Here is a 26,344-nt window from a genome sequence, read left to right as displayed (position 1 = left end):
GATGCGGCGACCCCGGTGCCGGCGGGGAAACGCCCCGGCACCTGTCACTGGACGCGCTTCGCTTTCAGCCCGAGCGCTTTCAGATAATCCTGCACGCTGTGCTTGCCCGCCAGGTGCCCGGCGCCGACCGCGACGAAGACCGTGCCCGGCTTGTCCATCCGCGCCTTGATCTTGCCGGCCCAGCGCTGGTTGCGGTCCCAGAGCAATGTCTTGGTGAGTTCGGGGGTCGCCTTCATGCTTTCGTTCATCTCGGTGGCGAGCTTTTTCGGATCGCCCTGGCTCCACAATCCGACCATGCGGTCAAGCGTCGGGCCTAGCTTGTCGATATCCTTCACCGTCGAGTTGAGGAAGGCGATCTGCTGCGCTTCGGGCAGGGTGTCGAAGAAGCCGAGCTGTTCCTCGAGCGTCTCGAAGCCCGAGATCGGCTTGCCGGCCTTCTTCGCGGCCGCGGTGAGCTGCTTCTCGACGCCCTGTTCGGGGTCATAGCCAAGCTTGGTGAGCGGCAGGACCGACAGCGTGACTGCGGCGAACCAGGGTTTGAAGCTGTCGAACGCGTTGGCCGGAAGGCCCATGCCGGTCATCACCGCCTGATAGGCTTTCAGCGCCTCGGGATCGAGCTTTTGCGGCAGCGTCTTACCGCTGCTGTCGGTCGCCATCGGAAAGGTTACCTTCGCGACTTCGGCTTGGTCTTCGGGCAGGACGAGTTCGAGCACCATTTCGTCCGACTTGTCGAACGCCTGCTTCACGGCACCGTCGAACCAGCTGAGGCCGGGCTTCAGCACATGCACCGATCCGAACAGATAGACGGTGGTGTCGGCGTCGGAGACTGCCCAGATCGCCGGCTTGGCCGTTGTCAGCGTGGTCGCCGGGGCTGCGGTCTCCTTGGCGACGGCGCTTTGTCCGGGCGTCAGCGTCAGGGCTGCAAAGGGAAGGATCGCGCAGGTCGAGACGAGCGACTTGAACCAGGTCTTCATCGAAAAACACCTTTCTTGAATGGCCTTATGGCCGGGGTAGGGAGGGAAGGGGAGAGGGAAAGTCAGCGATATTTGAGCCAGAGCCACACCACCAGATTGACGGCGAGTGCGCCGACGAAGAGCAGCATGACATCGGGCGCCGGGGCAAGGCTCGCGCGGTGGAGCACCCACCAGCTCGGGGCGGCGAGGGTGAAGGTGTACCACGCCGCGGTACCGGCCCACAGATAGGCGCGTTCCTCATGGTCGTCGACCGACCGGTGATAGAGGATCAGCGAGACGATCATGCCGACGACCCAGATAATCGACGCGCCGATCGCGAAATTCGGGGTGAGCGGGCTGTTGCTCAGCATCGCCAGATCGGTGGGCGAGGCGCCGCTTTGTGCGATCTGCATCCACGCGCCCAATATGCCGCCGAACAGGCCGGCGAGGCCGAGCGCAGTCAGATAGCGTTTGCGGCGCGGGGACATCGGACGCTTTATGCTTTTGCCTGCGTCACTCATCGCCACCTCCCTGGAAACCGTCATCGAAAATCTCCTCTATCGGCATCTCGAACAGCCGGGCGAGCTTGAAGGCCAGCGGCAGCGACGGGTCGTATTTGCCCGTTTCGATCGCATTCACCGCCTGCCGCGACACGTCGAGCCGGTCGGCCAGTTCGGCCTGGCTCCAGTTCCGCATCGCCCGAAGCACCTTCAATCGGTTCTCCATGCATCACCTCTGGTCATTCGAGCCTGACATTGTGTCAGGTGTTGTTGACTATATGTCGTGATTCGCTGACCATGTCAACAACACCTGACAAAAAGTTTTGTCTGCATGACAATGGGCGAAGGCGTCTTGCGCCTGTCCCTTGACCGTGCAGCCTTGCTGGGCCAAGGGCGGCGGATATTGTTGCACCTGCGAAAGACGGGAAAAAGTGGCCGACGCGGCGGAAAAGAAAGTCCTCAGCTTTCAGGACATGATCCTGACGCTGCATGCCTATTGGAGCGCGCGCGGCTGCGCGATCCTGCAGCCCTATGACATGCGTGTGGGGGCGGGCACCTTTCACCCGGCGACGACGCTGCGCAGCCTCGGTCCCGAGCCGTGGAACGTCGCCTATGTCCAGCCGAGCCGCCGCCCGACCGACGGCCGCTATGGCGAGAACCCGAACCGGCTCCAGCATTATTACCAGTATCAGGTGATCCTGAAGCCGTCGCCCGCCGACCTGCAGGAGCAATATCTGGGTTCCTTGGCCGCGATCGGCATCGATCCGCTGCTCCACGACATCCGTTTCGTCGAGGACGACTGGGAATCGCCGACGCTCGGCGCGTGGGGGCTGGGCTGGGAAGTCTGGTGCGACGGCATGGAAGTCACCCAGTTCACTTACTTTCAGCAGATGGGCGGCTTCGACTGCAAGCCCGTCGCGGGCGAGCTGACCTACGGGCTCGAGCGCCTCGCGATGTACATCCAGAATGTCGACAATGTGTACGACCTCAAATTCTCCGACGCGGTCGGCGATGTCGCGGCGGTCAGCTATGGCGACGTGTTCCTTGAGAATGAACGCCAGTTCTCGAAATGGAATTTCGAGGTTGCCGATACCGACACGCTCTTCGCGGGGTTCAGGGCGGCCGAGGAAGAGTGCAAGCGCGCGATCGACGCGGGCGTGCCGCTCGCCGCTTATGATCAGGCGATCGAAGCGAGCCACCTCTTCAACCTGCTCCAGGCGCGCGGCGTGATCAGCGTGCAGGAACGCGCCAACTACATGGCGCGCGTGCGCGACCTCGCAAAGGGCAGCTGCAAGGCGTGGATCGACAGCCAGTCGGAGCGCTGGACCCAAAACTATCCGGGGTGGACGCTGTGACCGACTTTCTTCTCGAACTGCGCAGCGAGGAAATTCCGGCGCGGATGCAGGCCGGTGCGCGCGCCGAACTGGAAAAGCTGTTCCGCGCGCAGATGAGCGCTGCGGGCCTCGATGCGGGCGACCTCACCATCTGGTCGACCCCGCGCCGCCTTGCGCTGATCGCCAAGGACCTGCCCAAAGCGACCGCAGCTGTCAGCGAGGAGCTCAAGGGGCCGCGCAGCAGCGCGCCGCCGCAGGCACTCGAAGGGTTCCTCCGCAAGACCGGCCTGACGCAGGATCAGCTCGAAGATCGCGACGGCGTGTATTTCGCCGTGATCGACAAGCCCGGCCGCGCGACCGCCGAGGTGCTGGCCGAGGCGATCCCCGCGATCGTTCGTAGCTTCTCGTGGCCCAAGTCGATGCGCTGGGGCAAGGAAAGCGCAAGCAGCGAGAGCCTGCGCTGGGTCCGCCCGCTGTCGGGCATCGTCGCGATCTTCGGCGAAGAGCTGGTACCATGCGAGGTCAGCGGGATCGCCAGCGGCTTCGCGACGCGCGGACACCGCTTCCACTGCCCGGGCGAGATCACCATCGGTTCGGCCACCGACTACGCCGACAAGCTGCGCGCCTGCCACGTCATCGTCGATCATGAGGAGCGCCAAGGCATTATCCGTGACGGCGCCGCCAAGGCCGCGGCCGACGCCGGCCTGACGCTCGTCGAGGACGAGGGGCTGGTGATCGAGAACGCCGGCCTCACCGAATGGCCGGTGCCCTTGCTCGGCCGCTTTGACACCGCCTTTCTCGAAGTCCCGCCCGAGGTCATCCAGCTCACCGCGCGCGTGAACCAGAAATATTTCGTGGTGAACGGGGCGGACGGCAAGCTCGCCAACGGCTTCGTTTGCACCGCGAACATCGACGCGAGGGACGGCGGTGCGGAAATCGTCGCGGGCAACCGCAAGGTGCTGGCGGCGCGGCTTTCGGATGCGCGCTTCTTCTGGGAACAGGATCAGAAGAAGACGCTCGCGCAGCACGCCGAGAAGCTCGCGAACATCACCTTCCACGAAAAGCTGGGCACCGTCGCCGACAAGGTCGAGCGCGTCGCCATACTTGCCGAATGGCTCGCGAGCGAAGGTATTGTGCCGAACTGCGACTCCGCGCTGGCGCGGCAGGCGGCGGAGCTGGCCAAGGCCGACCTCGTCACCGAAATGGTCGGCGAATTCCCCGAATTACAGGGCCTGATGGGCGGCTATTACGCCCGCGCCGAAGGCTTGCCCGATGCGGTCGCCGACGCGATCCGCGACCATTACAAGCCGGTCGGGCAGGGCGATGACGTCCCGACCGCCCCGGTTACGGTGGCCGTGGCGTTGGCGGATAAGCTGGATACGCTCGGAGCATTCTTCGCGATTGGTGAGAAGCCTACCGGCTCACGAGACCCGTTCGCGTTGCGTCGAGCCGCGATCGGGATCAATACTATAATACTGAACAGCCAGCTTAGGTTTGAAGTTTCAACTCTGCTGGCTCGATCGATGGGGCGACTTTCGGATGCTTTGGGCATCGATAAGTTGGACGGCGATCAAGCGGCCGAAGCGATATCTAAACTTGTGGCGTCTCAGGTTGACGAGGTGACCGAGTTCCTCGCTGACCGCCTCAAGGTCCAGCAACGCGAAGCCGGCGTCCGTCACGACCTGATCGACGCGGTGTTCGCGCTCGGCGGTGAGGATGATCTCGTCCGCTTGCTTGCCCGCGTGAAGGCGTTGCAGGCGTTCATGGCGACCGAGGATGGAACCAACCTGCTCGCCGGTTACAAGCGCGCGGCGAATATACTGAAACAGGCGGGCGAGGTGAGCGGTACCGCCGCCGTGACGCCGCCGACCGAGGCCGACGCCGCACTGCTCGCTGCGCTCGACGCCGCCGAGCCTGCAGCATCGGCTGCGGTCGCCGACGAACGCTTGACCGACGCGATGGCTGCGCTTGCGTCGCTGCGCGCGCCGATCGACGCCTTTTTCGAGGGCGTGATGGTCAACGATCCGGTCGATGAAGTCCGCGCCTATCGCCTCGGCCTGCTGTCGCGCTTCACGGGCGCAGTACACGGTGTCGCCGATTTCTCGAAGATCGAGGGCTAGCAGGGGGCGGGGATGAAGCAGGACTTTCCCGTCTGGCTGGCCTTCCTGTTCCCGGTGTTCTTCGTCGCGATGTGGGTTATGGTATCGCGCGTCATTTCGTGGATGGGTTGGTCGGCGCTTGCCTCGCGCTTCGCGTTCGATCGCCCGCTTCCGCCCGACGCGGCGCGTCACGGTGCACAGTCGATGTCGATCGGCGATTCGCTTTTCCGGACTGCGAACTACAGCAATTGCGTAAATGTCTGGGTCGACCGGAACGGCTTCTACATGCGGCCACAACTTGTCTTCCGGCTGTTTCATCCGATGGTGCACATCCGTTGGGACCAGATTGCACAGGCCGACGTCCGTACGGGCTTCTTCAACGGTGGCACCCGGCTGACCTTCCGGGCCAACGTACCGGTCGTTTTGCTGCGCGGGCGTGCCGGCCGGGCCGTCGCGGAGCAATGGCAATCGCATGGTGGCCGCAGCATGGCCTGACGCCGCTAAAGCAAAACTGAATCGACGAAACGGGATTGCATACCTATCCAGCCGCAACCTCCTCCCCGGGGCAGCAGGAGTTAGACATGACGAATTTGGTGCATTTGTTCGGCGGCGACGCGACGACGCGGGAACGCTCGAAGGAATTGCTGGGCGGCAAGGGGTCGAACCTTGCCGAAATGGCCTCGATCGGCCTGCCGGTGCCCCCGGGCTTTACGATCACCACCGACGTCTGCACCCAATATTACGCCAATGGCGAGCAGTTCCCGGCGGGCCTCGTCGAAGAGGTCGCCGCGGGCATCGCGCATATCGAAGGGATCACCGGCAAAAAGTTTGGCGATGCCGCCGATCCTTTGCTCGTTTCGGTCCGCTCGGGCGCGCGCGTGTCGATGCCGGGGATGATGGACACCGTGCTCAACCTCGGGCTCAACGACCAGACCGTCGTCGGCCTGTCCGAAGCCTCTGGCGATCCGCGCTTCGCATGGGACAGCTATCGCCGTTTCGTCCAGATGTACGCCGACGTCGTCATGGGCCTCGACCATGCCGAGTTCGAGGAGGCACTCGAAATCGCCAAGGAAGATCGCGGTTTCTATCTCGACACCGAGATGTCGGCCGAAGACTGGCAGGCGCTGGTCAAGGAATATCAGGCGATCGTCGAGCGCGAAACCGGCGCGCCGTTCCCGCAGGAACCGAACGACCAGCTCTGGGGCGCGGTCGGCGCGGTCTTCGCGAGCTGGGAAAGCGACCGTGCGAAAGTCTATCGGCGCCTGAACGCGATCCCTGGCGAATGGGGCACCGCGGTCAATGTGCAGGCGATGGTGTTCGGCAATATGGGCGACACCTCGGCAACGGGCGTAGCCTTCACCCGCGACCCAGCGACCGGCGAGCGCGCCTGGTACGGCGAATGGCTGATCAACGCGCAGGGCGAGGATGTCGTCGCGGGCATCCGGACGCCGCAATATCTGACGCTCGCCGCGCGTGAAAAGGCCGGCGCCAAGCCGCTGTCGATGGAAGAGGCGATGCCCGAAACCTTCGGCGAGCTGGGCCGCGTCTTCGACACGCTCGAAACCCATTATCGCGACATGCAGGACATCGAGTTCACCGTCGAACGCGGGACGCTCTGGATGCTGCAGACGCGGTCGGGCAAGCGTACTGCCAAGGCGGCGCTCCGCATCGCATGCGAGATGGCCGCCGAGGGCCTGATCACCGAAGAGGAAGCCGTCGGCCGTGTCGACCCCGGCGCGCTCGACCAGCTGCTTCACCCGACGCTCGATCCGAAGGCGCCGCGCGACGTGCTGACCAAGGGACTCCCCGCGAGCCCCGGCGCCGCGTCGGGCAAGATCATGTTCGACGCCGACAGCGCCGAGAAAGCCGCCGGCATGGGCGAGGCGGTGATCCTCGTCCGCGTCGAAACCTCGCCGGAGGACATCCACGGCATGCACGCCGCCAAGGGCATCCTGACCGCGCGCGGCGGGATGACCAGCCACGCGGCGGTCGTCGCGCGCGGCATGGGGCGTCCGTGCGTCTCAGGCGCCGGCGGGCTCAGCATCGACGGCGCGGCGCGCGTGCTCCGTGTCGGCGGACGCGAGCTTCGCGAGGGCGACATCCTGACCCTCGACGGCTCGACCGGCGAAGTGATGGCGGGCGAGGTGCCGACCTTGCTGCCCGAGCTGGTCGGCGACTTCGGGACGCTGATGGCGTGGGCCGACAAGGTGCGCCGGATGAAGGTGCGCACCAACGCCGAAACCCCGCAAGACGCGCAGGTCGCGCGCGATTTCGGCGCCGAGGGCATCGGGCTTTGCCGCACCGAGCATATGTTCTTCGACGCCGCGCGCATCACCGCGGTGCGCGAGATGATCCTTGCCGACAGCGAGGACGGCCGCCGCGCGGCGCTCGCCAAGCTGCTGCCTGAACAGCGCGGCGATTTTGCCGCGATCTTCCGTGTGATGGCGGGGCTGCCGGTGACGATCCGCCTGCTGGACCCGCCGCTTCACGAATTCCTGCCGACGCGCGAGGAGGATTTCGCCGACGTCGCCGAAGCGGCGGGCGTCGGGATCGAAAAGCTGAAGGCGCGCGCAAGCGAACTGCATGAATTCAACCCGATGCTCGGTCATCGCGGCTGCCGGCTTGGCGTGACCTATCCCGAAATCTACGAGATGCAGGCACGCGCGATTTTCGAGGCCGCTTGCGATGTCGCCGCCGAAACCGGCGCCGCGCCGATCCCCGAGGTGATGATTCCCTTGGTGGCGACGCGCCGCGAATTCGACCTGATGAAGGCGGTCGTCGACGCGCAAGCGAAGGCGGTGTTCGCCGAGAAGGGCCGCGAGATCGCCTATCTGGCCGGCACGATGATCGAGCTGCCGCGCGCCGCGCTGATGGCGGGCGAGATCGCCGAGAGCGCCGAGTTCTTCAGCTTCGGCACCAACGACCTCACCCAGACGACGATCGGCATCAGTCGCGACGATGCGGGCCGCTTCCTGACGCAATATGTCGACAAGGGCATTTTCGTTACCGATCCGTTCGTCAGCCTCGATGTCGAGGGCGTCGGCCAGCTGATCGAACTCGCCGCCGAGCGTGGCCGCGGCACGCGCGCGGGCATCAAGCTCGGCATTTGCGGCGAGCATGGCGGGGACGCGCCGAGCATCCATTTCTGCGAAACGACCGGCCTCGACTATGTCAGCGCCTCGCCCTACCGTGTCCCGATCGCACGTCTGGCGGCAGCTCAGGCGGCGCTGAAACGGGGATAGGACCGCAAGGATGAAGAGCTGGCACCGCTATGCGATCGCCCTCGTGGGCGGATTGGCGGCGGGGCTTGGCGCTGCATGGGCGCTCACCAATGGCGGGCTTGGCGACGGCGGGATTCGCAACGGCCCGTGGACGACCTCGCTCGGTTACGGGACCAAGGCGACCGATCCGCTGACACGCGCGATGGTCGCGCGCGGCGGGCTGCTCGCGCTTCCCGCAAAGGAAACCGTCTATTGGCTCGCGACGGCCGACGCGAGTGGCGCGCCGCTCGACGGCAATTGCCGTTACAGCCTGTCGGGAAAGCCGCTCGATGCGCGCTGGTGGAGCGTCACCGTTTATGACGGCAAGGGCTATCTGGTCGATAATCCCGCGCGCCTGTGGTCCGTCAACGGCGCCAATGTCGCGCTCGATGCGAAGGGCGAGTGGCGCGTCACGATTTCGCCCGACAAGCCGAAGGATGCGGCCTGGCTGCCGGGGATCAAGGGGCAGAAGTTCCAGCTTACGCTGCGGATGTACAATCCCGGCAGGGCGTTCCGTGCCGATCCGGCCAAGGCGGCGCTGCCCCGCCTTGTGAAGGAGGGGTGCTGACATGCGGCGCTGGCTCGGTCCGATCCTCTTTGGCCTGATTGTCGCCGCAGCAACCGCGTGGGCGGTGATCGCCTGGATTCCCTATGGCCTGATGAACGTCGCGATGGACCGGCTGGGGCAGGGCGGGATCAACACCATGTCCTATGGCAATCTCGCGACGCCCGAGCGCCAGCCGGTGGTCCGGCCGAGCCCCGATCTTGCCTATTCGAGCTGCCCCTACGACCTGTCGAAAGGGCCGGCTGCAATCGATGTCGCGCCCGTGCCGGGGCGCTACAGCTCACTGAGCGTCTTCGACGCGGCGACCGACGTGATCTTCGTGCGCAATGACGTAGAGGCTGGAGGCAAGCCTTATCGAATCATCGTCGCGCGCCCGGGGCAGACGGTGCCCGTCGGGAGCGAAGTCGTGCGCACGAACCATGATCGCGGCATCGCCCTGATCCGCCTTTTGCTGAAGGAACCGGCGGAAATAGGCGGTCTGGATGCGACGCGGCGACAATCGTCGTGCGCCACGGTCACAAATCCGAAATAGGGGGTTGCGCACCCCCGAGACTGTCCGTAAAGGCACCGCTCCACGCACCCGTAGCTCAGCTGGATAGAGCATCAGACTACGAATCTGAGGGTCGGACGTTCGAATCGTTCCGGGTGCGCCATTACTTTCCAGGACTTCTGCGGCTTAGCGGGGGGTGTGCCAATGGCACGATCTGGCGCGGTTAGTTCCGGTAAACTGACAGTTCCGAATGGCGCATGAAGCGCTATTCCAATCTCGGTATTAAATCGCTGATAACGAAGGCAATCTGGCAATCCGGGTTGCCCGTATGATGCCGTGAGATGTCGGGCGTTAGCCTTTTTGGCGGGATCGAAGTTCCGCGCAAATGTCATCGAATAGATCGAAGTAGCCCTCTTCGAGTTCCTCTGGGGGCATATCAAAGATGGCCTTCACGATCGGAAGGCCGAGAGCTTGCGCTAGTTGCGCGCCTTCATCGCGATAGGGTGCGTAGAGATCATCTGCAGTTAGCAAATCGCCAGCGTTGCGCAGGCTATAATCCGCGACCCAGATGCAATAGATCAGACGTTCGATATCGGTCAGAGCCTCTCTGCCCTGCTCGGCCTTCTTTACTATGACCTCGTCGCCAATCTCGATCAGCCAAGTTTCGTTTTCGAATGAATTCATGTTGCCCGCCAAGTTAATCCACGATGCGTCGCATGTCATTGGAGCAAGAGCAAGCGATCGCTTTTTGTCCAAGGTTGGCTTAGTCGGCGTTGGCACGATCCGGCGCTTGTCCGTTCGGTTGAGGGAAGTATCGCGCCATATCGTGCCCACTTGCGCGCAGAAGGATCGTGCCACCGTGGCACGATCCCAAAATCGCTAGAAAATGGCAGAATACTGGGAAACCATCGGCGCCGGGTGCGCCATTTCTTCCAAAGACTTGCAGGTCATGGTTCGTAAGCCGTCGAGAAGGCGGTCTGACGGGTGTTTCCGCGCGCTTCTTTCGGCCAGCCAGCAGGGCTGCTATCGACGACGCCTGTCTCATGGTTGCCGGAGCGTGGCATGGCGAAGCATCGCATCTATTCAGTCACCGTCGCGAGCGTCTATCCGCACTATATCGCGAAGGCCGAAAAGAAGGGCCGGACCAAGGCCGAAGTCGACGAAATCATCCGCTGGCTGACCGGATACAGCCAGCCGGCGCTCGATGCGCAGCTGGCGAACGCGACGAGCTTCGAGGATTTCTTCGGGCAAGCGCCGGAGCTCAATCCCTCGCGGTCGCTGATCACCGGTGTGATTTGCGGAATCCGGGTCGAGGAGATCGAGGAGCCGCTGATGCGGGAAATCCGATATCTCGACAAGTTGATCGACGAGTTGGCGCGCGGAAAGGCGCTGGCAAAGATATTGCGGGCCTGATGAGGCCGCGACCGCGGCGGTGACGCCCGTTTCCGGCCGTCACCGCCTGTCCGCGCTTCAGAGCGCCGAGCCGCCCAGCTTGTACGTGAGCTGCAGGAACACGCTGCGGCCGATGCTGTCGAACCAGCTGGTGTTGTAATAGGGATAGCTCGACCAGGTCGGGTCTTTCACCGGCATCTTGTCGAACAGGTTCCGGATCGTCAGCGAGCCGCGCAGATGGTCGGTGAAATCGACCTGCATCGTCGCGTTGAAGAGGTAGCTGGCCTTGATGAAGGCGTCCTCGTCATAGTTGGGCAGCTTGCCGAGCCGCGTGCCCGACAGCGTGAACTGCAGCCCCTCATTTTCCCAGCTGATGCTGCCGGTCGATTTGTCGCGCGGCAGATAATAGCCGCTGTCGACCGCCAGCTTGTCGATGATCGGATCGCCCGGATACTGCTGGAACGTGTGCTTGAACACGTGGCTGTGGCCGGCCGACAGGGTGAAGGTGCCGAAGCTGGTCGGCAGGCTGCCGCGGAAGGCAATGTCGAGGCCGCTCGTCTTTTCGCGCGCGATGTTGATCGGATTGACCCGGATCGACGAGATCTGGCCTGCGAGACCGCCGGTCGTGAAACGGTTGATGCGCGCGATCGCGTCCTGACAGGTCGGCGAGTTGATATCGACCGCGGTGCCGTTCTGCGTCTGGCCGATCCGGCAATCGGCTTCGTCGCGTGCAAGCTGGTCGGTGCTGAGATCGTCGACCTGGTTGTCGAGCGTCACGCGGAAATAATCGACCGAGACGTGCAGGCGGCTCGACGGCGCAAAAACGATGCCGGCGGTCAGCGTGCGACCGGTCTCGGCGTCGAGATCGCGGTTGCCGTTGCGGTTCACGACGATTCCGCTGCCCGAGTAGCTGCAATCGCCGATATCCTCGTCGGGCTCTTCGGTCCGGCAAAGATAATAGTCGTCGACGCTGCTTTGCACGTTGCCCGGACCCGTGAAGACATAATGAAGGTCGGGGGCGCGGAAGGCCGTGCCATAGGCGGCGCGGAACAGCAGGCTGTTCGTCGGCCGGACCTCGATCCCGCCATTATAGGTGAACTTTCCGACGTCGCGGCCCGCGAAGCCGAACGTGTCGTAACGCCCGGCGCCGGTTATTGTCACGAAATCGAGAACGGGCACGCGAAGCTCGCCGCCGATCGCGGCGTGGCTGCGCTTGCCTTCGCCGTCGCTGTCCTTCCAGCTGTAATAATAGTCGGTGAGCGCCAGCGGATCGGGGCGAAGATTATAGCCCTGCTTGCCATATTCGGCGACCGCGGCGAACCCGACCGGGCCGGCGGGAAGCTGGAACAGCTCGGTGTTCGTCAGCGTCGCCTGCAGGTTGTTCGTCCAGCTGTACGGGCGATAGACGGTATCGGCCGAAATGCTGTCATATTCGGAGGGCGTCAGCGCCCTGTAGAGCTTCACCGCCGGATCGGCGTTGTAGATCGGATAGCCGCTGTCCTCGTCGATACCGAGCTGCGGGCCGAGGAAGAAGTCTTGGGCCTTCTGGTTGATGATCTGCGGCCAGCGGACGACCGACTGATACCGGCTGTAGTTGAACGAAGCCTCATAGCTCCAGCTCTTGCCGAAATTGCCGCGGATGCCCGGCGTGATGCTGTACGTCGTCTGCTTGATGCGCTGCATTTCGAAACCGCCGGTTTCCTCCGGCGCGAACTGGCGCGACCAGTCGTCGATCGTGTCGTCGAACGCGTTGTAGAAGCTGTTGTCCGAGCTCGAAGACGAGTTTTCGAACGCCCAGCTCGTCACGTCGTACATCAGCCGGACCTTGCTGATCCCGAACTGGAAATCGGCGAAGAGCTTCGCATTGTCCGACAGCTCGTACGACATGGTGCCGAAGCTGTTGAAGCCCTTGCGGCCCGAAACGATCGTTCCGTAAGCGATCGATTCCTTGCTCCCGCAATAATAGCCGGGGCCGTAGTCATCGAGATCGGGGTCATATTCGCCGTAACGCGGGCGCGACGTATAGATTGTCGATCCGCGGTTCAGATGTGCCAGCCGTGCGCAGGTCGCAGCGCCGGGGTCGATATAGGTGTCGTCCTCGATGCTGTAGCGCAGGAAGGTGCGCCGCGCGATCGTGCTGACCGGGCTGTCCTCGGTGCTGTCCTGGATCGAACGATCATAGGCCCAGAGCGGACGCTGATCGAGATATTCGATCCCGCCCGAAATGTTGAAGCGATCGGTCGACCAGCCGCCGGTCGCCGTGAAGCGATGTGACATGCCGCCGCCATGCTCGGTCCGGCCGTGGCGATAGTCGAGCGTGATGCCGTCGAGCTTTTCCTTCATCTTGAAGTTGATGACGCCCGCGATCGCGTCCGAGCCGTAAATCGCCGATCCCGCGCCGCTGAGGATTTCAACCTTGTCGATCAGGCTGACCGGGATGTTCGAGATGTCGGTAAAATTGCTGCGGCCGATATAGGGCAGCGGGAAGTCGGCGATACGGCGGCCGTTGATCAGCACCAGCGTATGATTGGGGCCGAGGCCGCGCAGGTCGACCTGCTGCGCGCCCGGGGTGAAGTCGGCGCTGCTGCCCGACTGCGGGCTTTGCGTCTCGCCGCTGTTCTGCGTCATGGCGGCGAGCAGTTCGGGAACGCTGGTATAGCCGTTGGCCCGGATCGTGTCGGAATCGATCACGGTAACGGGCGAAGGGCCCTGATCCTTGATCGTCGGGATGCGCGAACCCGTGACGATGATTTCCTCGCCGCCGCTTTCCGCCTCCTGCGCAAACGCGGGCGCCACCAGCGCCGGCGCGCACACGCTCAGGCCCAAAAGGACGCGAAACGAACGCTTCCCGAATTTCGTCATCATACAACCCCTTGTCGTTTTGCGCGCATTTCGCTGTGCGAATCGCACGGGCGCGCTTCCCCTTCATTTCGTCGCACCCACTGAATCAGAAATTACCGATAGTTTCAATCAATATGCTCAATCAGGAAATCATATTGTCAATTTGACCGTTCATTATGTAACATCGTGCCACTCGGGCGCAGGCGAAAGGGACAAGCATATGCAGCATCGGATCGTGCGGAGCTTCTGGTTGCTGCTGGCGACGTTGGGACTGGCCCTCTCGTCGGCCGTATCGGCGAAAGAGGCGAAGGAGCAGGCGTACGAGCATTATGTGTTCGGCAAGCTCGACACGCCTACGCCGGGTCAGGTCTCCGGCGGCCTGCTGCTGATGGGAGGCGGCGACCGGAACATCGAATCGATGAAATGGTTCTTCCGCAAGGCCGGAAATGGTCACATCGTCGTGATCAGCGCATCCTATGGCAAGGAAATCGGCGAGGAATTCTACAACGATATCGGCGGGATCCAGTCGACCGAAATCTTCGTCTTTCATGCCCGCTCGCAATCGACGAACAGGAAGATTCTCGACCGGCTGCGCAAGGCCGACGGCATCTTCATCGCCGGCGGCGATCAGGCACGTTATGTCCGCTACTGGCGCGGCACACCGGTGGGCGACATCCTGAACGCGCATGTCGCGGCGGGCAAGCCACTTGCGGGGACCAGCGCCGGTCTCGCGATCCAGGGCGAGAAGCTCTACGGCGCAATGGACGACGGCAGTCTCCGCAGCCCCGAGGCACTCGCCGATCCGCTCGGACCCGCGAACACGATCGAGAGCGACTTTCTGCATTTCGCGTTGTTGAAAGGCGTCGTCACCGACACGCACTTCAAGGAGCGTGAGCGGCTGGGACGCCTCTTTGCCTTTGTCGCCAAGGCGCAGGTCGACCGGCCTGCGGACCAGCCCGCGATGATCGGGCTCGGCGTTGACGAGAGCGCGGCGCTGGCGGTTGAGCCCGACGGGTCGGGCCGCATCTATGCGACCGCACCCGACGGCTATGCCTGGGTCGTCGACGGTTCGGGATTGCGCGGCGTCACAGGGCGCGGGCCGCTCGATGCGCCGCGCGTCAAGGTCACCGGCGTCGGCCCGGGATCGGTCATCCATTTGCCATCGGGGCAGGTCGATAATCCGGTTTTCGTACGCAATTATGCCGCCCGCGCAGGCGAGGTCGTCGAGGTTCCCCGCTGGTCGCTCGCGGTCCATGGCGGGGCAGGGGTGATCGAGCGCGGGACGCTGTCGCCCGAGAAGGACAAGGCCTATCGGGCGGGGCTCGACGAAGCGCTTCGTGCCGGAAGCGCAGTGCTCGACAAGGGTGGTCCGGCGCTCGACGCGGTTGCCGCAGCCGTACGCGTGCTCGAGGATAATCCGCTGTTCAATGCCGGACGCGGCGCCGTCTTCACCGCCGAGGGAAAGAATGAACTCGATGCCGCGATCATGGATGGCAAGACGCAGAAGGCAGGCGCCGTCGCGGGCGTCACACGCACCCGCCATCCCGTCGACCTCGCGCGCGCCGTGATGGACAAGAGCCCGCATGTGATGCTGAGCGGTGCGGGCGCCGACCGCTTCTCGATCGAGCGCGGACTCGAACAGGTCGACCCGAGCTGGTTTCGTACCGAGGAACGCTGGCAGCAGTTGCTGCGCTGGCGTGAAAAGCAGACCGCGGCACTCGATCCGACGCATCTGTTCGGGACTGTCGGCGCGGTGGCGATCGACGCGGACGGCAATCTTGCCGCGGCTACCTCGACCGGCGGCATGACCGGCAAACGCTGGGGCCGCATCGGCGATTCGCCCATCATAGGCGCCGGCACCTATGCGAAGAACGGCCAGTGCGCGGTATCGGCGACCGGATCGGGCGAGTATTTCATCCGCGAAAGCGCAGCGCGGCAGGTCTGCGACCGCGTCGCCTGGCACGGCGAGAGCCTGAAGGATGCCGCACAGGCGACGATCCTGTCGGTTGGCGGGATCGGCGGCGATGGCGGCCTGATTGCGATGGGCCCCGACGGACGTCCGGCTTTTGCCATCAACGATCTTGGCATGTATCGTGGCCGCATGACCTCGGGCGGTGTTCCCCAGGCAGCGATTTTCGCTGATGAGAAATGGGCGGATTGATGTCCGGCGGCAGCGTCAATCTCGACGAGATCGACGAACGCCTGCTCACCCTGTTGCGCGACGATGCGCGGCAAACGATCGCGCAACTCGCGAAGGAGCTCGGCATATCGCGCGGGCAGATATATTCGCGACTGGCGCGTCTAGAGGAGGACAAGGTCGTCGCAGGCTATACCGTGCGTCTCGGCCACGCCTTTGCGGCGAGCCGCGTTCGCGCGCACATGATGATCAAGACATTGCCGCGCTACCATCGCGAGGTCGAACAGGCGCTGGCGGCGCTGCCGCAGGTGCAGGCGATCCACGCGATAAGCGGCGAATATGATATCATCGCAATGCTCGAAGCCGAGGACAGCATCCAGCTCAACGAGCTGATCGACGATGTCGGGCTGCTCGATGGGATCGAGCGCACGACGACCTCGGTCATTCTGGCAACCAAGATCGAACGATAACGCCGGCTAGAGAATTGTATCGAGCAGCCTGCGCAGGTGCCGTGCCGTTTCGCGCTGCGCCTGCGCGTCGCCTTGGAGTCTGACGAACTGCGTCGCAATGGCCATCCAGGTGTCGAACTGCGTACGGTCTTCGGCAGCGGAAACGGCGCCGATCCTCTCGGCGATAAGAACCGCGCCCCGCGCACCATGGGCGTCGTGAATCCTGCGAGCGCTGGTCTCGATCTTCCGGCTGTCGGCGGTCATCAGCTTTCTCCGGTCCGCGATGCCCCGATGTCGTGGACGGTGACCCCGGGCGAACGTCTGGAAACGCATCGCGGTGAGCCGCAGGAAAGTGGAAAACTGCGACCTGCACCCTTTTAACTGTCAACGCTGTCAGTTGCAACGGATACCGACTGTGCCGATCCGCAGCCGCGATTGGCCCGGCGCATAGCTATGCCCTGTTGCATCGGCGACCAACGTGCGACAACTGGCGGGTATCCGGGAAAGCAGCCGGCAAGGGAGAGTCATGAGCGAACAGATCGTTACGGTCGACATCGGCGGTACGCACGCGCGGTTTGCGATTGCGGAAGTCGCCGGGGGACGCGTGGTGTCGCTGGGCCAGGAAACCACGCTCCACACCAAGGATCATGCGAGCTTTCAGACCGCCTGGCAGGATTTCGAGCAGCGGCAGGACGGGACCTTGCCGCGCGCCGTCGCGATCGCGATCGCCGGGCCGACGCGCGGCGAGATCATCCGTTTCACCAACAATCCATGGATCATCCGTCCGGCGCTGATCGGCGAGAAGCTGAACGTCGACCGCTATGTGCTGGTCAACGACTTCGAGGCGGTGGGTCACGCAGTTGCGCAGGCCGATGCCGGCTATTTCGAGCATCTGGCCGGCCCCGATGAGCCACTTCCCGCCGCCGGAACGGTCAGTATCATCGGCCCCGGAACAGGGCTCGGCGTGGCGCATGTCTGGCGCGACGGCGGGCAATATCGCGTCCAGGCGACCGAGGGCGGCCATATCGACTTCGCGCCGCTCGACAGCATCGAGGACGCAATCCTTGCACGGCTGCGCAAGCGCCACCGGCGCGTGTCGATCGAACGGATCGTTTCGGGGCCGGGCATCGTCGACATCTATGAAACGCTAGCGAGCATGGAAGGGCGCGCAATCACGCCGCTCGACGACCGGACGATCTGGGCGCAGGCGATGAGCGGTGAAGATGCGCTCGCCGCGGCCGCCGCCGATCGTTTCTGCTTGTCGCTCGGCAGCGTCGCGGGCGATCTCGCGCTGGCGCAGGGTGCGTCGGGCGTCGTCATTGCGGGCGGCCTCGGCCTTCGCATCCGCGACCAGCTTGTCCGTTCGGGCTTTCCCGAGCGTTTCGTCGCCAAGGGGCGGTTCGAGAATTTCATGGCGGCGATCCCGGTCAAGCTGATCACGCATCCGCAGCCCGGCCTGTTCGGAGCTGCTGCAGCCTTTGCGCGTCAGCACGCCTGAGATTTCACTGGCGCAGCGCGGCTAAAATCGGCAGCAAGGATGCATGTCCTCACGCCCCGTCCTCGGTATCATAGCCTGCAACCGCACCGTCGGGACCGAGATCGCGCAGACGGTGATCAACCGTTATGCGACTGCGGCGATGCGTCATGCCGATTGTGCGGCGCTGATCATTCCGTCGCTGCCCGACTATATGCGCGCCGCCGAAATCGTGGGGCGGCTCGACGGGGTGTTGCTCACGGGGACGCCGTCGAATGTCGAGCCGGCGCGCTACCATGATCCTTCGGCGGGTGAGGGGCCGTTCGATCCCGATCGCGACACCATGATGCTTGAACTCGTCGAAGCAGTGATCGCGGCGCAGCGGCCCTTGTTCGGCATCTGTCGCGGCTTTCAGGAGATCAACGTCGCGCTTGGCGGGACGCTGCGGCGCGATACCTCGGCGAGCGAGCAATTGCTGCACCACCACGCGCCCGACGGCGTGGCGTTCGATGCGATGTTCGACCACCGACACAAGGTCGATCTGGTCGAGGGCGGGCTGCTCGCGGCGGCGTATGAGACGCCTTCGCTCGAGGTGAATTCGGTCCATTATCAGGGGGTCGACGAGCTCGCCGACGGTCTGGCGGTCGAAGCGCGGGCGCCCGACGGGCTGGTCGAAGCCTATAGCGCCCGGCCGAACGGCGCGCCGCTGCTTGCGGTGCAGTGGCACCCCGAATGGGCGACCGACGCCAACGACCAGAGCCAGACCTATTTCCACCTTCTCGGGCGCGCGTTAAGAGGCGAATTATGAACCGCCGCGTCACCCGCTACGACCGCTATCTCGCAAGGATCAGCTTCTCGCCCTGATTGTCCGGACCCGGTTTCTTTCGGTTTCCAGACATTCAGGAGTTTTGACATGCCCCGCAATCACGACATCGCCGAACTGCGCCGCCTCGACGTCGCGCACCATCTTCCCGCACAGGCCGACTGGGCCGAGATCGAACGGCTGGGCGGCAGCCGCATCATCACCCATGCCGAGGGTTGTTACATCACCGACGGCGACGGGCACCGCATCCTCGACGGGATGGCGGGCCTGTGGTGCGTCAACGTCGGCTATGGCCGCGAGGAACTGGTCGAGGCGGCGGCGGCGCAGATGCGCGAGCTGCCCTTCTACAACACCTTCTTCAAGACCGCGACGCCGCCGACCGTAACGCTGGCGGCGAAGATCGCTTCGCTCACCGGCAACCGCCTGCCGCATATCTTTTTCAATGCCTCGGGCAGCGAGGCGAACGACACCGTGTTCCGCATGGTGCGCCACTATTGGAAGCTGAAGGGCGAACCCAAGCGCACCGTCTTCATCAGTCGCTGGAACGCCTATCACGGTTCGACCGTCGCGGGCGTCTCGCTCGGCGGGATGAAGGCGATGCATGCGCAGGGCGACCTGCCGATCCCCGGTGTCGAACATGTCCGCCAGCCTTATTATTTCGGCGAAGGGCAGGGGATGACCGAGGAAGAGTTCTGCGACGCCTGCGTGCAGGCGATCGAGGACAAGATCCTCGAAGTCGGCCCCGAAAATTGCGCCGCCTTCATCGGCGAGCCGGTGCAGGGCGCGGGCGGCGTCATCATCCCGCCCAAGGGATACTGGCCCAAGGTCGAGGCGGTCGCACGCAAATATGGCCTGCTGGTCGTCGCCGACGAGGTCATCTGCGGTTTCGGGCGCACCGGCAAGATGTGGGGCCATGAGACGATGGGCTTTACGCCCGACCTGATGCCGATGGCGAAGGGGCTGTCGTCGGGTTATCTCCCGATCTCGGCGACCGCGGTCGCAAGCCATGTCGTCGATGTGCTGAAGACCGGCGGCGATTTTGTCCACGGCTTCACCTATTCGGGTCACCCGGTCGCCGCGGCGGTCGCGCTCAAGAATATCGAGATCATCGAGCGCGAGAAGCTGGTCGAGCTGACGGGCAGCCTGACCGGTCCGCATCTTTCCAAGGCGCTCGCGACGCTGAACGATCATCCGCTCGTCGGGGAGACGCGCTCGATCGGGCTGCTCGGCGCGGTCGAGATCGTCGCCGACAAGGCGACGCGTGCGCGCTTCGGCGGCGCCGAGGGGACCGCGGGGCCGATGGCGCGCGATGCGTGCATCGCGAACGGGCTGATGGTGCGCGGCATCCGCGACAGCCTGGTCATGTGCCCGCCTTTGGTCATCACCACCGACCAGATCGACGAGATGGTTGCCATTATCCGCAAATCTCTCGATGAGGTGCTGCCGAAACTCCGCGCACTCTAAACAGGAAAGCCCAAGACTTTATGCCCTCTGGCCTTTTTGCCCTGCTCGACGATATCGCCACCATCGCAAAGGTGGCGGCCGCGAGCATCGACGATATCGGCGCCGCGGCGTCGAAGGCCGGAGTCAAGGCGGCGGGGGTCGTGGTCGACGATACCGCGGTGACCCCGCGCTACGTCACCGGCTTCACCCCCGACCGCGAGCTGCCGATCATCTGGCGGATCACCAAGGGATCGATCTTCAACAAGCTGGTGCTGATCCTGCCGGCGCTGCTGGTGCTGTCGACCTTCGTCCCGTGGGCGATCACGCCGCTGCTGATGCTCGGTGGCGCCTATCTGTGCTTCGAGGGCGCCGAAAAGGTGCTGCACTCGCTGCAGGAGGACAAGACGAGCCTCGAGGAAGACGCCGAGATCGTCGCCGACAAAAATCACGAAGAGGAGATGGTGAAGGGCGCGGTGCGCACCGACTTCATCCTGTCGGCCGAGATCATGGTGATCGCGCTCAACGAGGTTCTCGACGAGCATCTCGCGATGCGTGCGGCGACGCTGGCGCTGGTTGCGGTGCTGATCACCGTTGCGGTCTATGGCGTCGTCGGGCTGATCGTGAAGATGGACGATATCGGTCTGCACATGGCGAAGGAAGGCAACAAGGCACGCCGCGCCATCGGGCGCGGGCTTGTCGATTTCATGCCGAAGCTGCTCGCCGCGCTGGCGGTCATCGGCACCGCGGCGATGCTGTGGGTCGGCGGCCAGATCGTGCTCCACGGCCTCGACGAATATCATATCGGCGGGCTCGGCCACTGGCTGCACGATGCCGCGCACGCGATTGGCGGCGGGCTGCCGCTGGCGGGGCTCTGGGAATGGCTGATCAACGCCGGCGGCGCGGGCGTGTTCGGGCTGCTGCTCGGCGGGCTGATCGTCGGCGCGCTGCATTTCCTGCCGGGCAAGAAGGCGGCGCACTAATATTCATAACCGTCACTCCGGCTCAGGCGGGAGTCTCGCCTAGGCGTTGATCCGCGAAGTCGAGATCCCGGCCTCCGCCGGAATGATGTGCTTGAGTTTTAGCCCAGCAACACCACCGGGCTGTCGGCGCGCCAGTGCATGCTGACCTTGTCACCCCAGGTGAAATCTTCCTGGTCGTGGCGCGACAGGTTCGGGCGCGAGACGCGGATGCGGGCGCCGCCTTCCAGCTCGATCTCGAACAATGTGATGTCGCCGAGGTAGCTCATGCCGTGGATCTTGCCGCGCGCGAAATTATAGCCTTCGGGTGCATCCTGCGCCGCAGCTTTGACCGCCTTGCCCTCGCCCGGCACGTGGAGATAGATTTTCTCGGGACGCAGCGCGATCCAGACGTCGGCGCCGTGCGGTCCTGTGACGCCATGATTGAGATAGACCTTGCCGAGCCCCGGACACTCGACGGCCGCTTTGTCGGGCTCGTCGAGGGTCAGCTTGCCCTCGAAGATGTTCACCGAGCCGACGAAATCGGCGACGAAGCGGTTGGCGGGATATTCATAGAGGTCCGACGGGGTCGCGAGCTGCGCCACTTCGCCCTTGTTGATGACGCCGATGCGGCACGCCATCGACAGCGCCTCGTCCTGATCGTGGGTCACCGTGACGAAGGTGATGCCGACCTTTTCCTGCAGCTCTGAAAGCTCGAACTGCATCTGCGCACGGAGTTTCGCATCGAGCGCCGACAGCGGCTCGTCGAGCAGCAGCACCTTGGGCCGCATGACGAGACTGCGCGCGAGCGCGACGCGCTGGCGCTGACCGCCCGACATCTGGTCGGGCATGCGGCTTTCGAACCCGCCGAGCTTCACCAGTTCGAGCGCCTCGGCGACTCGGTCCTTGACCTCGCCGCCCTTCACGCCGGCGATCTTCAAGCCATAGGCGACATTGTCGGCGACGCTCATGTGCGGAAACACGGCATAGCTCTGGAATACCATGTTCACCGGGCGCTTGTTCGGCGGAATGCCGGCCATGTCCTGTCCGTCGATCAATATCCTGCCTTCGGTCGGCAGTTCGAACCCCGCGATCATGCGCAGCAGCGTCGTCTTGCCGCAGCCTGAAGGGCCGAGCAGGACGAAGAATTCGCCCGCGAGAATGTCGAGGCTGACATTGTCGACCGCCGCCACCTTGCCGAAGCGTTTGGTGACATTCTGGATCTGGATGATCGGCGGCTTGGTATCGGTCATGGTCAGTGGGTTTCCGCGATGGCCTTCACGCCCTGAAGCTTCAGCGCGACGGCAGTCAAAACGATGGTCAGGACAATCAGGATGGTCGAGGCGGCGTTGACCTCGGGCGTTACCGAGAAGCGCAGCATCGAATAGACTTTCACCGGGAAGGTGACAGTGTCAGGGCCGCTGGTGAAATAGGTGATGACGAAATCGTCGAGGCTGAGCGTGAACGACAGCAGCGCGCCGGCAATGAGCGCCGGCTTCATATGCGGGATCAGCACGTCGCGGAACATCTGCCATTCGCCGGCGCCAAGGTCCTTCGCAGCTTCTTCCTGCTCGCGGTTGAAGCTCGCGAGACGCGACCGCACGACCATCGTCACAAAGGGAAAGCAGAAGGTAATGTGGGCGATCGTGATCGCGCTGAGGTTGAACGGCCAGACGAGGTCGGTCGGCCACTGCACCTTTGCGAAGAACATCAGGAAAGCGACGCCCATGCAGATTTCGGGAACGATGATCGGCAGCGAGATCGTTCCGTCGACCGCGCTCTTGAGCGGGAAGCGGAAGCGCCAGAGCATCACCGCAGAGATGGCGCCGAGGATCAGGCTGGCGATCGTTGCCAGCGCGGCGATGGTCAGCGAATTGACCAGCGCCTCGACCAGCACGTCGTTGTTCAGCGCCTTGTCGTAATATTTCATCGTGAAGCCGCGCCACACGACGTTGCGCTTGCTGTCGTTGAAGCTGAAGATCATCAGCACTATCAGCGGCGCATAGAGAAAGACCATCACCGCGCCGACCCACAGCCGCATCCACAGGGTGCGGCTATATTCGAGCGGTGCACGCGGAGTGCGGCTGAACAGCGCCATCAGTGAAGCTCCGGCACTTTGCGGCGCATCGACTGCAGCGCGATCAGGATGAACATCGCATAGATCAGAATGAAGGAGAGCGCAGCGCCGAAGGGCCAGTCGTTCGCCTTCTTGAACTGGCGCTCGATCACGTTGGCGATCATCTGGCTGTCGGTGCCGCCCATCAGGTCGGGGGTCAGATAGGCGCCGAGCGCGGGGATCAGCGTGATCATCACGCCCGCGACGATGCCCGGCGCGGCGAGTGGGACGACGATGCGCATGATTGTGCGGAAATGGCCGGCGCCCAGATCGAGGCTCGCCTCGATCAGGCTGCGGTCGAGCCGGTCGAGCGCGGCATAGAGCGGCAGGACCATGAAGGGCAGGTGGACATAGACGAGCCCGAAAACGACCGCGAAATTATTGAAGAGAAGCTGTGCGGGTTCCCATGTCGGGAGCGGTTGGAGCCCGATAAGCGTCTTGATCCAGCTCGCACCGCCCCACAGCGCCTCGAGCCCCTTGTTCGCATAGCCCTGCTGCCCGAGGATGATCATCAGCGCATAGGTGCGCACCAGCAAATTGGTCCAGAAGGGCAGCATGATGCCGAGCAGCAGCCACGGCCGCCATTTCTCGCTGGCGAAGGTAATCGCCATCGCGACGGGAAAGCCGACGATCAGGCAGATCAGCGTGACGAGCGCGGCGACCGCGAAGCTCTTGCCGAAGATGCTGAGGTAGAGATATTCGGTCGCGCGCTTGTAATTGTCGAGCGTTCCCGAAATGTCGATTTCGTTGAGCCCGGCGTTCTGACCGAAGCTGTAGACCCAGACGATCCCCATCGGGATGACGAAGAAAAGGATCGTCCACAGCAGGGTCGGCAGCGAAACCGCCGCGAAGACCCGCTTGTTCGTTTTCCAGTCCTGCTCGGCCACCCCCCGATGCCTCCTTCAGGCCGTTACGATGCCCGCACCTTGGTGAAGGCTTCCTCATAGAGCGGCTGCAGCTTCTCGTTGAACTTCGCATATTCGCATTTTGCGAGGATATCCGCAGGCGGGAAGATGACCGGGTTGTTCTTGTAGCTTTCGGGCATCAGCGCCTTCGCCGCGGCGTTCGGGGTCGGATAGAGAATCTTTTCCGTGATCTTCTTGTCGACTTCGGCGTCGAGCATATAGTTGATGAAGGCGTGCGCGTTTTTCGGGTGCGGCGCCCCCTTCGGAATGCACAGCGTGTCCGAATTGAACTGGCTGCCTTCCTTCGGCACGATGAAGTCGAGATCGTCATCCTCGGTCATCACCTGCGCGATGTCGCCATTATATTCGAGCACGACGTCGCAGTCGCCCTTCATCAGTAGATCCTGCCCGTCGTCCTCGTGGAATTTCTTCACATTGGGCTTTTGCTTGATCATCATTGCCGAGATCGTCTCGATATCGGCGGGGGTCAGCGCGTTGACCGATTTGCCGAGATATTTGCCGTAAAGGCGGAACATGTCGCCCGCCTCCGACAGCCAGGCGATGCGGCCGGCATATTCGGGGCTGTCGAACAGCACTTTCCAGCTGTCGGGCTTCGTTTTGACCTTCGACTTGCGATAGCCGATGCCGAGAACCAGCCAGGTGTAGGGCATCGAGAATTTGCGGCCCGGATCATAATCGACGTTGATGAAGCTCGGCTCGATATTCTTGATATTCGGGATCTGCGCATGGTCGAGCTGTTGCAGCATGTCGGCGCGGATCATGCGCTCGACGAAATCGTTCGACGGGACGATCACGTCATAGCCGGGGTTGCCGGCCTTGAACTTCGCGAACAGCGTGTCGTTGCTGTCGAAAAGGTCCATCGTGACCTCGACCCCGGACGATTTCTTGAAATCGTCGAGCGTCGTTTCGCCGATATAGGTATCCCAGTTGTAGAAGTTGAGCTTGGCTTCCTCGCCGTTCGCGAGCTTCTTGCCTTCGCCCTTGCTGCAGGCCGCGAGGCCGCCGCCAAAGCTGATCCCGACCGCTGCCACCCCGAGGGCCTGCAAGAGCGAGCGACGACCCCGGTTTTGTTTCAGCAGTTCGTTCAGATCCATGGCTGGCCTCCCTGTTATGTGACGCCAAGCTGACTCAATAATGTCACCTTGGGAAGAGGCTTTTTTGCGCTGCACCAAGAATTTTTGGAACATTCATGCGTTGCGCAGATACCAGTCGTAATCGAGGGTGGGGACGACGCTGAAATAATTGTCCTGTTCGACGCGTTTCACGATGCTGAACATGTCGACGAAGCGTGTCCCAAGATAGTCGCGCATCAGGGCCGACTCATGAAAGCGGTCGACCGCTGCAAACCAGTTCGACGGCGGCTTGTCGTCGCCGCTGCTGCCGCGGTCATAGCCGTTGCCTACGACCGCGGTGCCCGGATCAGCCTTGGTCGTCATGCCATGATGCATGCCGGCGAGTACCGCCGCGACCGCGAGATAGGGGTTGGCGTCGGCGCCGCAGGCGCGATGCTCGACATGGCGGCTCGGCGGCGGACCGGCGGGGATGCGGAACGAGACGGTGCGATTGTTGACGCCCCATGTCGGCGCGACCGGAGCATAGCTGTTCGCCTTGAACCGGCGATAGCTGTTCGCGTGCGGCGCGAATAGTGCGAAGCCGTCGCCGACGGTGCCGATCATGCCGCCGATGGCGTGGCGGAGCGCGGGCGTGCCTTCAGGGTCGTCGCTCGCGAAGATGTTGCTGCCCGCATCGTCGTTGACCGAGACGTGAATGTGCATGCCGCTGCCCGCCTGATCGGCGAAGGGCTTGGCCATGAAGGTGGCTTCGAGGCCCTGTTGCTGGGCGATCGCCTTGACGAGCCTTTTGTACATGATCGCATCGTCGCAGGCGCGGAGCGCATCGGGCTTGTGGCGCAGGGTCAGCTCGAACTGGCCGGGGGCGAATTCGGAGATCGCGCTTTCGAGCGGCAGGTCCTGCACATCGGTCGCGGCGTAGAGCGCATCGAAGAAGGGGCGGAAATCATCGAGTTCGCGGAGGCCATAGACCTCGACATTGCGCGGTGTGTCACGACTGTAGGCGGGGCGGGCCGGGCGGACCTTGCCGTCGCGGGCGCGGCGCGGGTCGACGAGATAGAATTCGAGCTCGACCGCGAGGACGGGGGTCAATCCATCGGCGGTGAAGCGGTCGATGACGCGGCCGAGGACGTGGCGCGGATCGAGGTCGTGCGGGGTGCCGTCAAGCTCATAGAAGTCGACGAGGAATTGCGCTGCGGTTTCGCCGCCCCATGGGGTACGGACGAGCGTGCCGGGGATCGGCTTCATCGATCGGTCGGCGTCGCCATCCTCCCAGACGAGGCCGGTTTCGACGGTGTCCTGTCCGGTGATGTCGACGACGGTGATCGAGCCGGGGAACATGCGGCCGCTTTCATAGACCGCGAGCACCTCATGCTGGCGGAGGCGCTTGCCGCGCGGGACGCCGCCGAAATCGGTGTAGATCATTTCGATCGAATCGACGTCGGGATTGGCCTTGAAAAATTCCTCGGCTTCCGACCGCGGCGCGATCACGCCCGATGACTTCGACATCGCCCCT

General features: G+C 63.6%; 24 protein-coding genes and 1 tRNA gene. 14 read left to right on the top strand and 11 right to left on the bottom strand.

The features are described from left to right. Positions 1-44 precede the first annotated feature (44 nt). The 3 genes from L7H23_RS03210 to L7H23_RS03200 all read right to left on the bottom strand — a co-directional run bounded on the left by L7H23_RS03210 (position 45) and on the right by L7H23_RS03200 (position 1,679). Positions 45-974 (bottom strand): TraB/GumN family protein, encoded by a 930-nt coding sequence (locus tag L7H23_RS03210; RefSeq protein WP_237837922.1) that lies wholly within the window; start codon positions 972-974, stop codon positions 45-47. A 62-nt stretch (positions 975-1,036) separates the two neighbouring features. After that, a complete protein-coding gene (locus tag L7H23_RS03205; RefSeq protein WP_237837921.1) occupies positions 1,037-1,474 on the bottom strand; it encodes a hypothetical protein in 438 nt (145 codons plus the stop codon). Then, entirely contained in the window at positions 1,467-1,679 is a 213-nt protein-coding gene (locus L7H23_RS03200; RefSeq protein WP_237837920.1) for a helix-turn-helix transcriptional regulator, read from the bottom strand. Before L7H23_RS03200 ends, L7H23_RS03205 begins: the two co-directional genes overlap by 8 nt. 247 nt (positions 1,680-1,926) lie before the next feature. Between L7H23_RS03200 and L7H23_RS03195 the strand changes: the two genes are divergently transcribed. The 7 genes from L7H23_RS03195 (at position 1,927) to L7H23_RS03165 (ending at position 9,364) form a co-directional block, all read left to right on the top strand. After that, the gene (locus L7H23_RS03195; protein WP_237839317.1) at positions 1,927-2,808 is read left to right on the top strand and encodes a glycine--tRNA ligase subunit alpha; all 882 of its coding nucleotides are present in this window, start codon (positions 1,927-1,929) and stop codon (positions 2,806-2,808) included. Next, positions 2,805-4,907, top strand: coding sequence for a glycine--tRNA ligase subunit beta (gene glyS, locus L7H23_RS03190; RefSeq protein WP_237837919.1), 2,103 nt, complete (start codon positions 2,805-2,807; stop codon positions 4,905-4,907). Before L7H23_RS03195 ends, glyS begins: the two co-directional genes overlap by 4 nt. A 12-nt stretch (positions 4,908-4,919) precedes the next feature. After that, positions 4,920-5,381 (top strand): hypothetical protein, encoded by a 462-nt coding sequence (locus tag L7H23_RS03185; RefSeq protein ID WP_237837918.1) that lies wholly within the window; start codon positions 4,920-4,922, stop codon positions 5,379-5,381. A gap of 86 nt (positions 5,382-5,467) precedes the next feature. Next, positions 5,468-8,128 carry a pyruvate, phosphate dikinase gene (gene ppdK, locus L7H23_RS03180; RefSeq protein ID WP_237837917.1) on the top strand — a complete coding sequence of 887 codons (2,661 nt, stop codon included), beginning with the start codon at positions 5,468-5,470 and terminating at the stop codon, positions 8,126-8,128. Between the two features lie 10 nt (positions 8,129-8,138). Then, positions 8,139-8,714 carry a DUF1214 domain-containing protein gene (locus tag L7H23_RS03175; RefSeq protein WP_237837916.1) on the top strand — a complete coding sequence of 192 codons (576 nt, stop codon included), beginning with the start codon at positions 8,139-8,141 and terminating at the stop codon, positions 8,712-8,714. 1 nt (position 8,715) lies between these two features. Beyond that, positions 8,716-9,243, top strand: coding sequence for a DUF1254 domain-containing protein (locus L7H23_RS03170; RefSeq protein ID WP_237837915.1), 528 nt, complete (start codon positions 8,716-8,718; stop codon positions 9,241-9,243). Between the two features lie 44 nt (positions 9,244-9,287). Continuing rightward, a tRNA-Arg gene (locus tag L7H23_RS03165) sits at positions 9,288-9,364 on the top strand. A gap of 188 nt (positions 9,365-9,552) precedes the next feature. Here the strand turns inward: L7H23_RS03165 and L7H23_RS03160 are convergent. Then, on the bottom strand, positions 9,553-9,885 hold the full coding sequence (locus L7H23_RS03160; RefSeq protein ID WP_237837914.1) for a hypothetical protein: 333 nt from the start codon (positions 9,883-9,885) through the stop codon (positions 9,553-9,555). A gap of 378 nt (positions 9,886-10,263) precedes the next feature. Between L7H23_RS03160 and L7H23_RS03155 the strand changes: the two genes are divergently transcribed. Next, the gene (locus L7H23_RS03155) at positions 10,264-10,614 is read left to right on the top strand and encodes a DUF2200 domain-containing protein (protein ID WP_237837913.1); all 351 of its coding nucleotides are present in this window, start codon (positions 10,264-10,266) and stop codon (positions 10,612-10,614) included. Between the two features lie 57 nt (positions 10,615-10,671). On the opposite strand, the gene L7H23_RS03150 is transcribed toward L7H23_RS03155, so the two are convergent. Next, on the bottom strand, positions 10,672-13,458 hold the full coding sequence (locus L7H23_RS03150) for a TonB-dependent receptor (protein WP_237837912.1): 2,787 nt from the start codon (positions 13,456-13,458) through the stop codon (positions 10,672-10,674). A 196-nt stretch (positions 13,459-13,654) separates the two neighbouring features. Between L7H23_RS03150 and L7H23_RS18495 the strand changes: the two genes are divergently transcribed. Together L7H23_RS18495 and L7H23_RS03135 are read left to right on the top strand one after the other, a co-directional pair. Then, positions 13,655-15,595 (top strand): isoaspartyl peptidase/L-asparaginase, encoded by a 1,941-nt coding sequence (locus L7H23_RS18495; RefSeq protein WP_275671221.1) that lies wholly within the window; start codon positions 13,655-13,657, stop codon positions 15,593-15,595. Continuing rightward, the gene (locus tag L7H23_RS03135; RefSeq protein WP_237837911.1) at positions 15,595-16,041 is read left to right on the top strand and encodes an Lrp/AsnC family transcriptional regulator; all 447 of its coding nucleotides are present in this window, start codon (positions 15,595-15,597) and stop codon (positions 16,039-16,041) included. The genes L7H23_RS18495 and L7H23_RS03135 overlap by 1 nt, the downstream gene beginning before the upstream one ends. 6 nt (positions 16,042-16,047) lie before the next feature. On the opposite strand, the gene L7H23_RS03130 is transcribed toward L7H23_RS03135, so the two are convergent. After that, positions 16,048-16,284: a hypothetical protein gene (locus L7H23_RS03130; RefSeq protein ID WP_237837910.1), complete on the bottom strand. Its 237-nt coding sequence runs from the start codon at positions 16,282-16,284 to the stop codon at positions 16,048-16,050. A 262-nt stretch (positions 16,285-16,546) separates the two neighbouring features. On the opposite strand from L7H23_RS03130, the gene glk reads away from it, so the two are divergent. The 4 genes from glk to L7H23_RS03110 all read left to right on the top strand — a co-directional run bounded on the left by glk (position 16,547) and on the right by L7H23_RS03110 (position 20,740). Beyond that, the gene (glk, locus tag L7H23_RS03125; RefSeq protein ID WP_237837909.1) at positions 16,547-17,518 is read left to right on the top strand and encodes a glucokinase; all 972 of its coding nucleotides are present in this window, start codon (positions 16,547-16,549) and stop codon (positions 17,516-17,518) included. 43 nt (positions 17,519-17,561) lie between these two features. Continuing rightward, the gene (locus tag L7H23_RS03120; protein WP_237837908.1) at positions 17,562-18,302 is read left to right on the top strand and encodes a gamma-glutamyl-gamma-aminobutyrate hydrolase family protein; all 741 of its coding nucleotides are present in this window, start codon (positions 17,562-17,564) and stop codon (positions 18,300-18,302) included. A gap of 105 nt (positions 18,303-18,407) precedes the next feature. Next, positions 18,408-19,781, top strand: a complete 1,374-nt coding sequence (locus L7H23_RS03115; RefSeq protein WP_237837907.1) for an aspartate aminotransferase family protein — start codon at positions 18,408-18,410, stop codon at positions 19,779-19,781. A gap of 20 nt (positions 19,782-19,801) precedes the next feature. Continuing rightward, positions 19,802-20,740 (top strand): DUF808 family protein, encoded by a 939-nt coding sequence (locus L7H23_RS03110; RefSeq protein ID WP_237837906.1) that lies wholly within the window; start codon positions 19,802-19,804, stop codon positions 20,738-20,740. A gap of 98 nt (positions 20,741-20,838) precedes the next feature. Here L7H23_RS03110 and L7H23_RS03105 read toward each other — a convergent pair whose 3' ends face one another. The 5 genes from L7H23_RS03105 to L7H23_RS03085 form a co-directional block, all read right to left on the bottom strand. Continuing rightward, complete coding sequence (locus tag L7H23_RS03105) at positions 20,839-21,969, bottom strand: ABC transporter ATP-binding protein (RefSeq protein ID WP_237837905.1); 1,131 nt, start codon at positions 21,967-21,969, stop codon at positions 20,839-20,841. 2 nt (positions 21,970-21,971) lie between these two features. After that, positions 21,972-22,814, bottom strand: a complete 843-nt coding sequence (locus L7H23_RS03100; RefSeq protein ID WP_237837904.1) for an ABC transporter permease — start codon at positions 22,812-22,814, stop codon at positions 21,972-21,974. After that, positions 22,814-23,719 carry an ABC transporter permease gene (locus L7H23_RS03095; RefSeq protein WP_237837903.1) on the bottom strand — a complete coding sequence of 302 codons (906 nt, stop codon included), beginning with the start codon at positions 23,717-23,719 and terminating at the stop codon, positions 22,814-22,816. The genes L7H23_RS03100 and L7H23_RS03095 overlap by 1 nt, the downstream gene beginning before the upstream one ends. A gap of 23 nt (positions 23,720-23,742) precedes the next feature. After that, positions 23,743-24,852: a spermidine/putrescine ABC transporter substrate-binding protein gene (locus L7H23_RS03090; protein ID WP_237837902.1), complete on the bottom strand. Its 1,110-nt coding sequence runs from the start codon at positions 24,850-24,852 to the stop codon at positions 23,743-23,745. A gap of 93 nt (positions 24,853-24,945) precedes the next feature. Further along, the gene (locus tag L7H23_RS03085; protein WP_237837901.1) at positions 24,946-26,337 is read right to left on the bottom strand and encodes a glutamine synthetase family protein; all 1,392 of its coding nucleotides are present in this window, start codon (positions 26,335-26,337) and stop codon (positions 24,946-24,948) included. Positions 26,338-26,344 lie beyond the last annotated feature (7 nt).

It is taken from the genome of Sphingopyxis sp. BSN-002 (assembly GCF_022024275.1).
GTDB lineage: Bacteria > Pseudomonadota > Alphaproteobacteria > Sphingomonadales > Sphingomonadaceae > Sphingopyxis.
Note: the sequence above shows the minus strand (reverse complement) of the source record. Positions and strands in the feature narration are given on the sequence as shown.

What these genes read in the sequence shown, in the direction of transcription:
- L7H23_RS03210 (WP_237837922.1), bottom strand. Translation starts at nt 974, where the DNA reads ATGAAGACCTGGTTCAAGTCGCTCGTCTCGACCTGCGCGATCCTTCCC.
- L7H23_RS03205 (WP_237837921.1), bottom strand. Translation starts at nt 1,474, where the DNA reads ATGAGTGACGCAGGCAAAAGCATAAAGCGTCCGATGTCCCCGCGCCGC.
- L7H23_RS03200 (WP_237837920.1), bottom strand. Translation starts at nt 1,679, where the DNA reads ATGGAGAACCGATTGAAGGTGCTTCGGGCGATGCGGAACTGGAGCCAG.
- L7H23_RS03195 (WP_237839317.1), top strand. Translation starts at nt 1,927, where the DNA reads ATGATCCTGACGCTGCATGCCTATTGGAGCGCGCGCGGCTGCGCGATC.
- L7H23_RS03185 (WP_237837918.1), top strand. Translation starts at nt 4,920, where the DNA reads ATGAAGCAGGACTTTCCCGTCTGGCTGGCCTTCCTGTTCCCGGTGTTC.
- ppdK (WP_237837917.1), top strand. Translation starts at nt 5,468, where the DNA reads ATGACGAATTTGGTGCATTTGTTCGGCGGCGACGCGACGACGCGGGAA.
- L7H23_RS03175 (WP_237837916.1), top strand. Translation starts at nt 8,139, where the DNA reads ATGAAGAGCTGGCACCGCTATGCGATCGCCCTCGTGGGCGGATTGGCG.
- L7H23_RS03170 (WP_237837915.1), top strand. Translation starts at nt 8,716, where the DNA reads ATGCGGCGCTGGCTCGGTCCGATCCTCTTTGGCCTGATTGTCGCCGCA.
- L7H23_RS03160 (WP_237837914.1), bottom strand. Translation starts at nt 9,885, where the DNA reads ATGAATTCATTCGAAAACGAAACTTGGCTGATCGAGATTGGCGACGAG.
- L7H23_RS03155 (WP_237837913.1), top strand. Translation starts at nt 10,264, where the DNA reads ATGGCGAAGCATCGCATCTATTCAGTCACCGTCGCGAGCGTCTATCCG.
- L7H23_RS03150 (WP_237837912.1), bottom strand. Translation starts at nt 13,458, where the DNA reads ATGATGACGAAATTCGGGAAGCGTTCGTTTCGCGTCCTTTTGGGCCTG.
- L7H23_RS18495 (WP_275671221.1), top strand. Translation starts at nt 13,655, where the DNA reads ATGCAGCATCGGATCGTGCGGAGCTTCTGGTTGCTGCTGGCGACGTTG.
- L7H23_RS03135 (WP_237837911.1), top strand. Translation starts at nt 15,595, where the DNA reads ATGTCCGGCGGCAGCGTCAATCTCGACGAGATCGACGAACGCCTGCTC.
- L7H23_RS03130 (WP_237837910.1), bottom strand. Translation starts at nt 16,284, where the DNA reads ATGACCGCCGACAGCCGGAAGATCGAGACCAGCGCTCGCAGGATTCAC.
- glk (WP_237837909.1), top strand. Translation starts at nt 16,547, where the DNA reads ATGAGCGAACAGATCGTTACGGTCGACATCGGCGGTACGCACGCGCGG.
- L7H23_RS03120 (WP_237837908.1), top strand. Translation starts at nt 17,562, where the DNA reads ATGTCCTCACGCCCCGTCCTCGGTATCATAGCCTGCAACCGCACCGTC.
- L7H23_RS03115 (WP_237837907.1), top strand. Translation starts at nt 18,408, where the DNA reads ATGCCCCGCAATCACGACATCGCCGAACTGCGCCGCCTCGACGTCGCG.
- L7H23_RS03110 (WP_237837906.1), top strand. Translation starts at nt 19,802, where the DNA reads ATGCCCTCTGGCCTTTTTGCCCTGCTCGACGATATCGCCACCATCGCA.
- L7H23_RS03105 (WP_237837905.1), bottom strand. Translation starts at nt 21,969, where the DNA reads ATGACCGATACCAAGCCGCCGATCATCCAGATCCAGAATGTCACCAAA.
- L7H23_RS03100 (WP_237837904.1), bottom strand. Translation starts at nt 22,814, where the DNA reads ATGGCGCTGTTCAGCCGCACTCCGCGTGCACCGCTCGAATATAGCCGC.
- L7H23_RS03090 (WP_237837902.1), bottom strand. Translation starts at nt 24,852, where the DNA reads ATGGATCTGAACGAACTGCTGAAACAAAACCGGGGTCGTCGCTCGCTC.
- L7H23_RS03085 (WP_237837901.1), bottom strand. Translation starts at nt 26,337, where the DNA reads ATGTCGAAGTCATCGGGCGTGATCGCGCCGCGGTCGGAAGCCGAGGAA.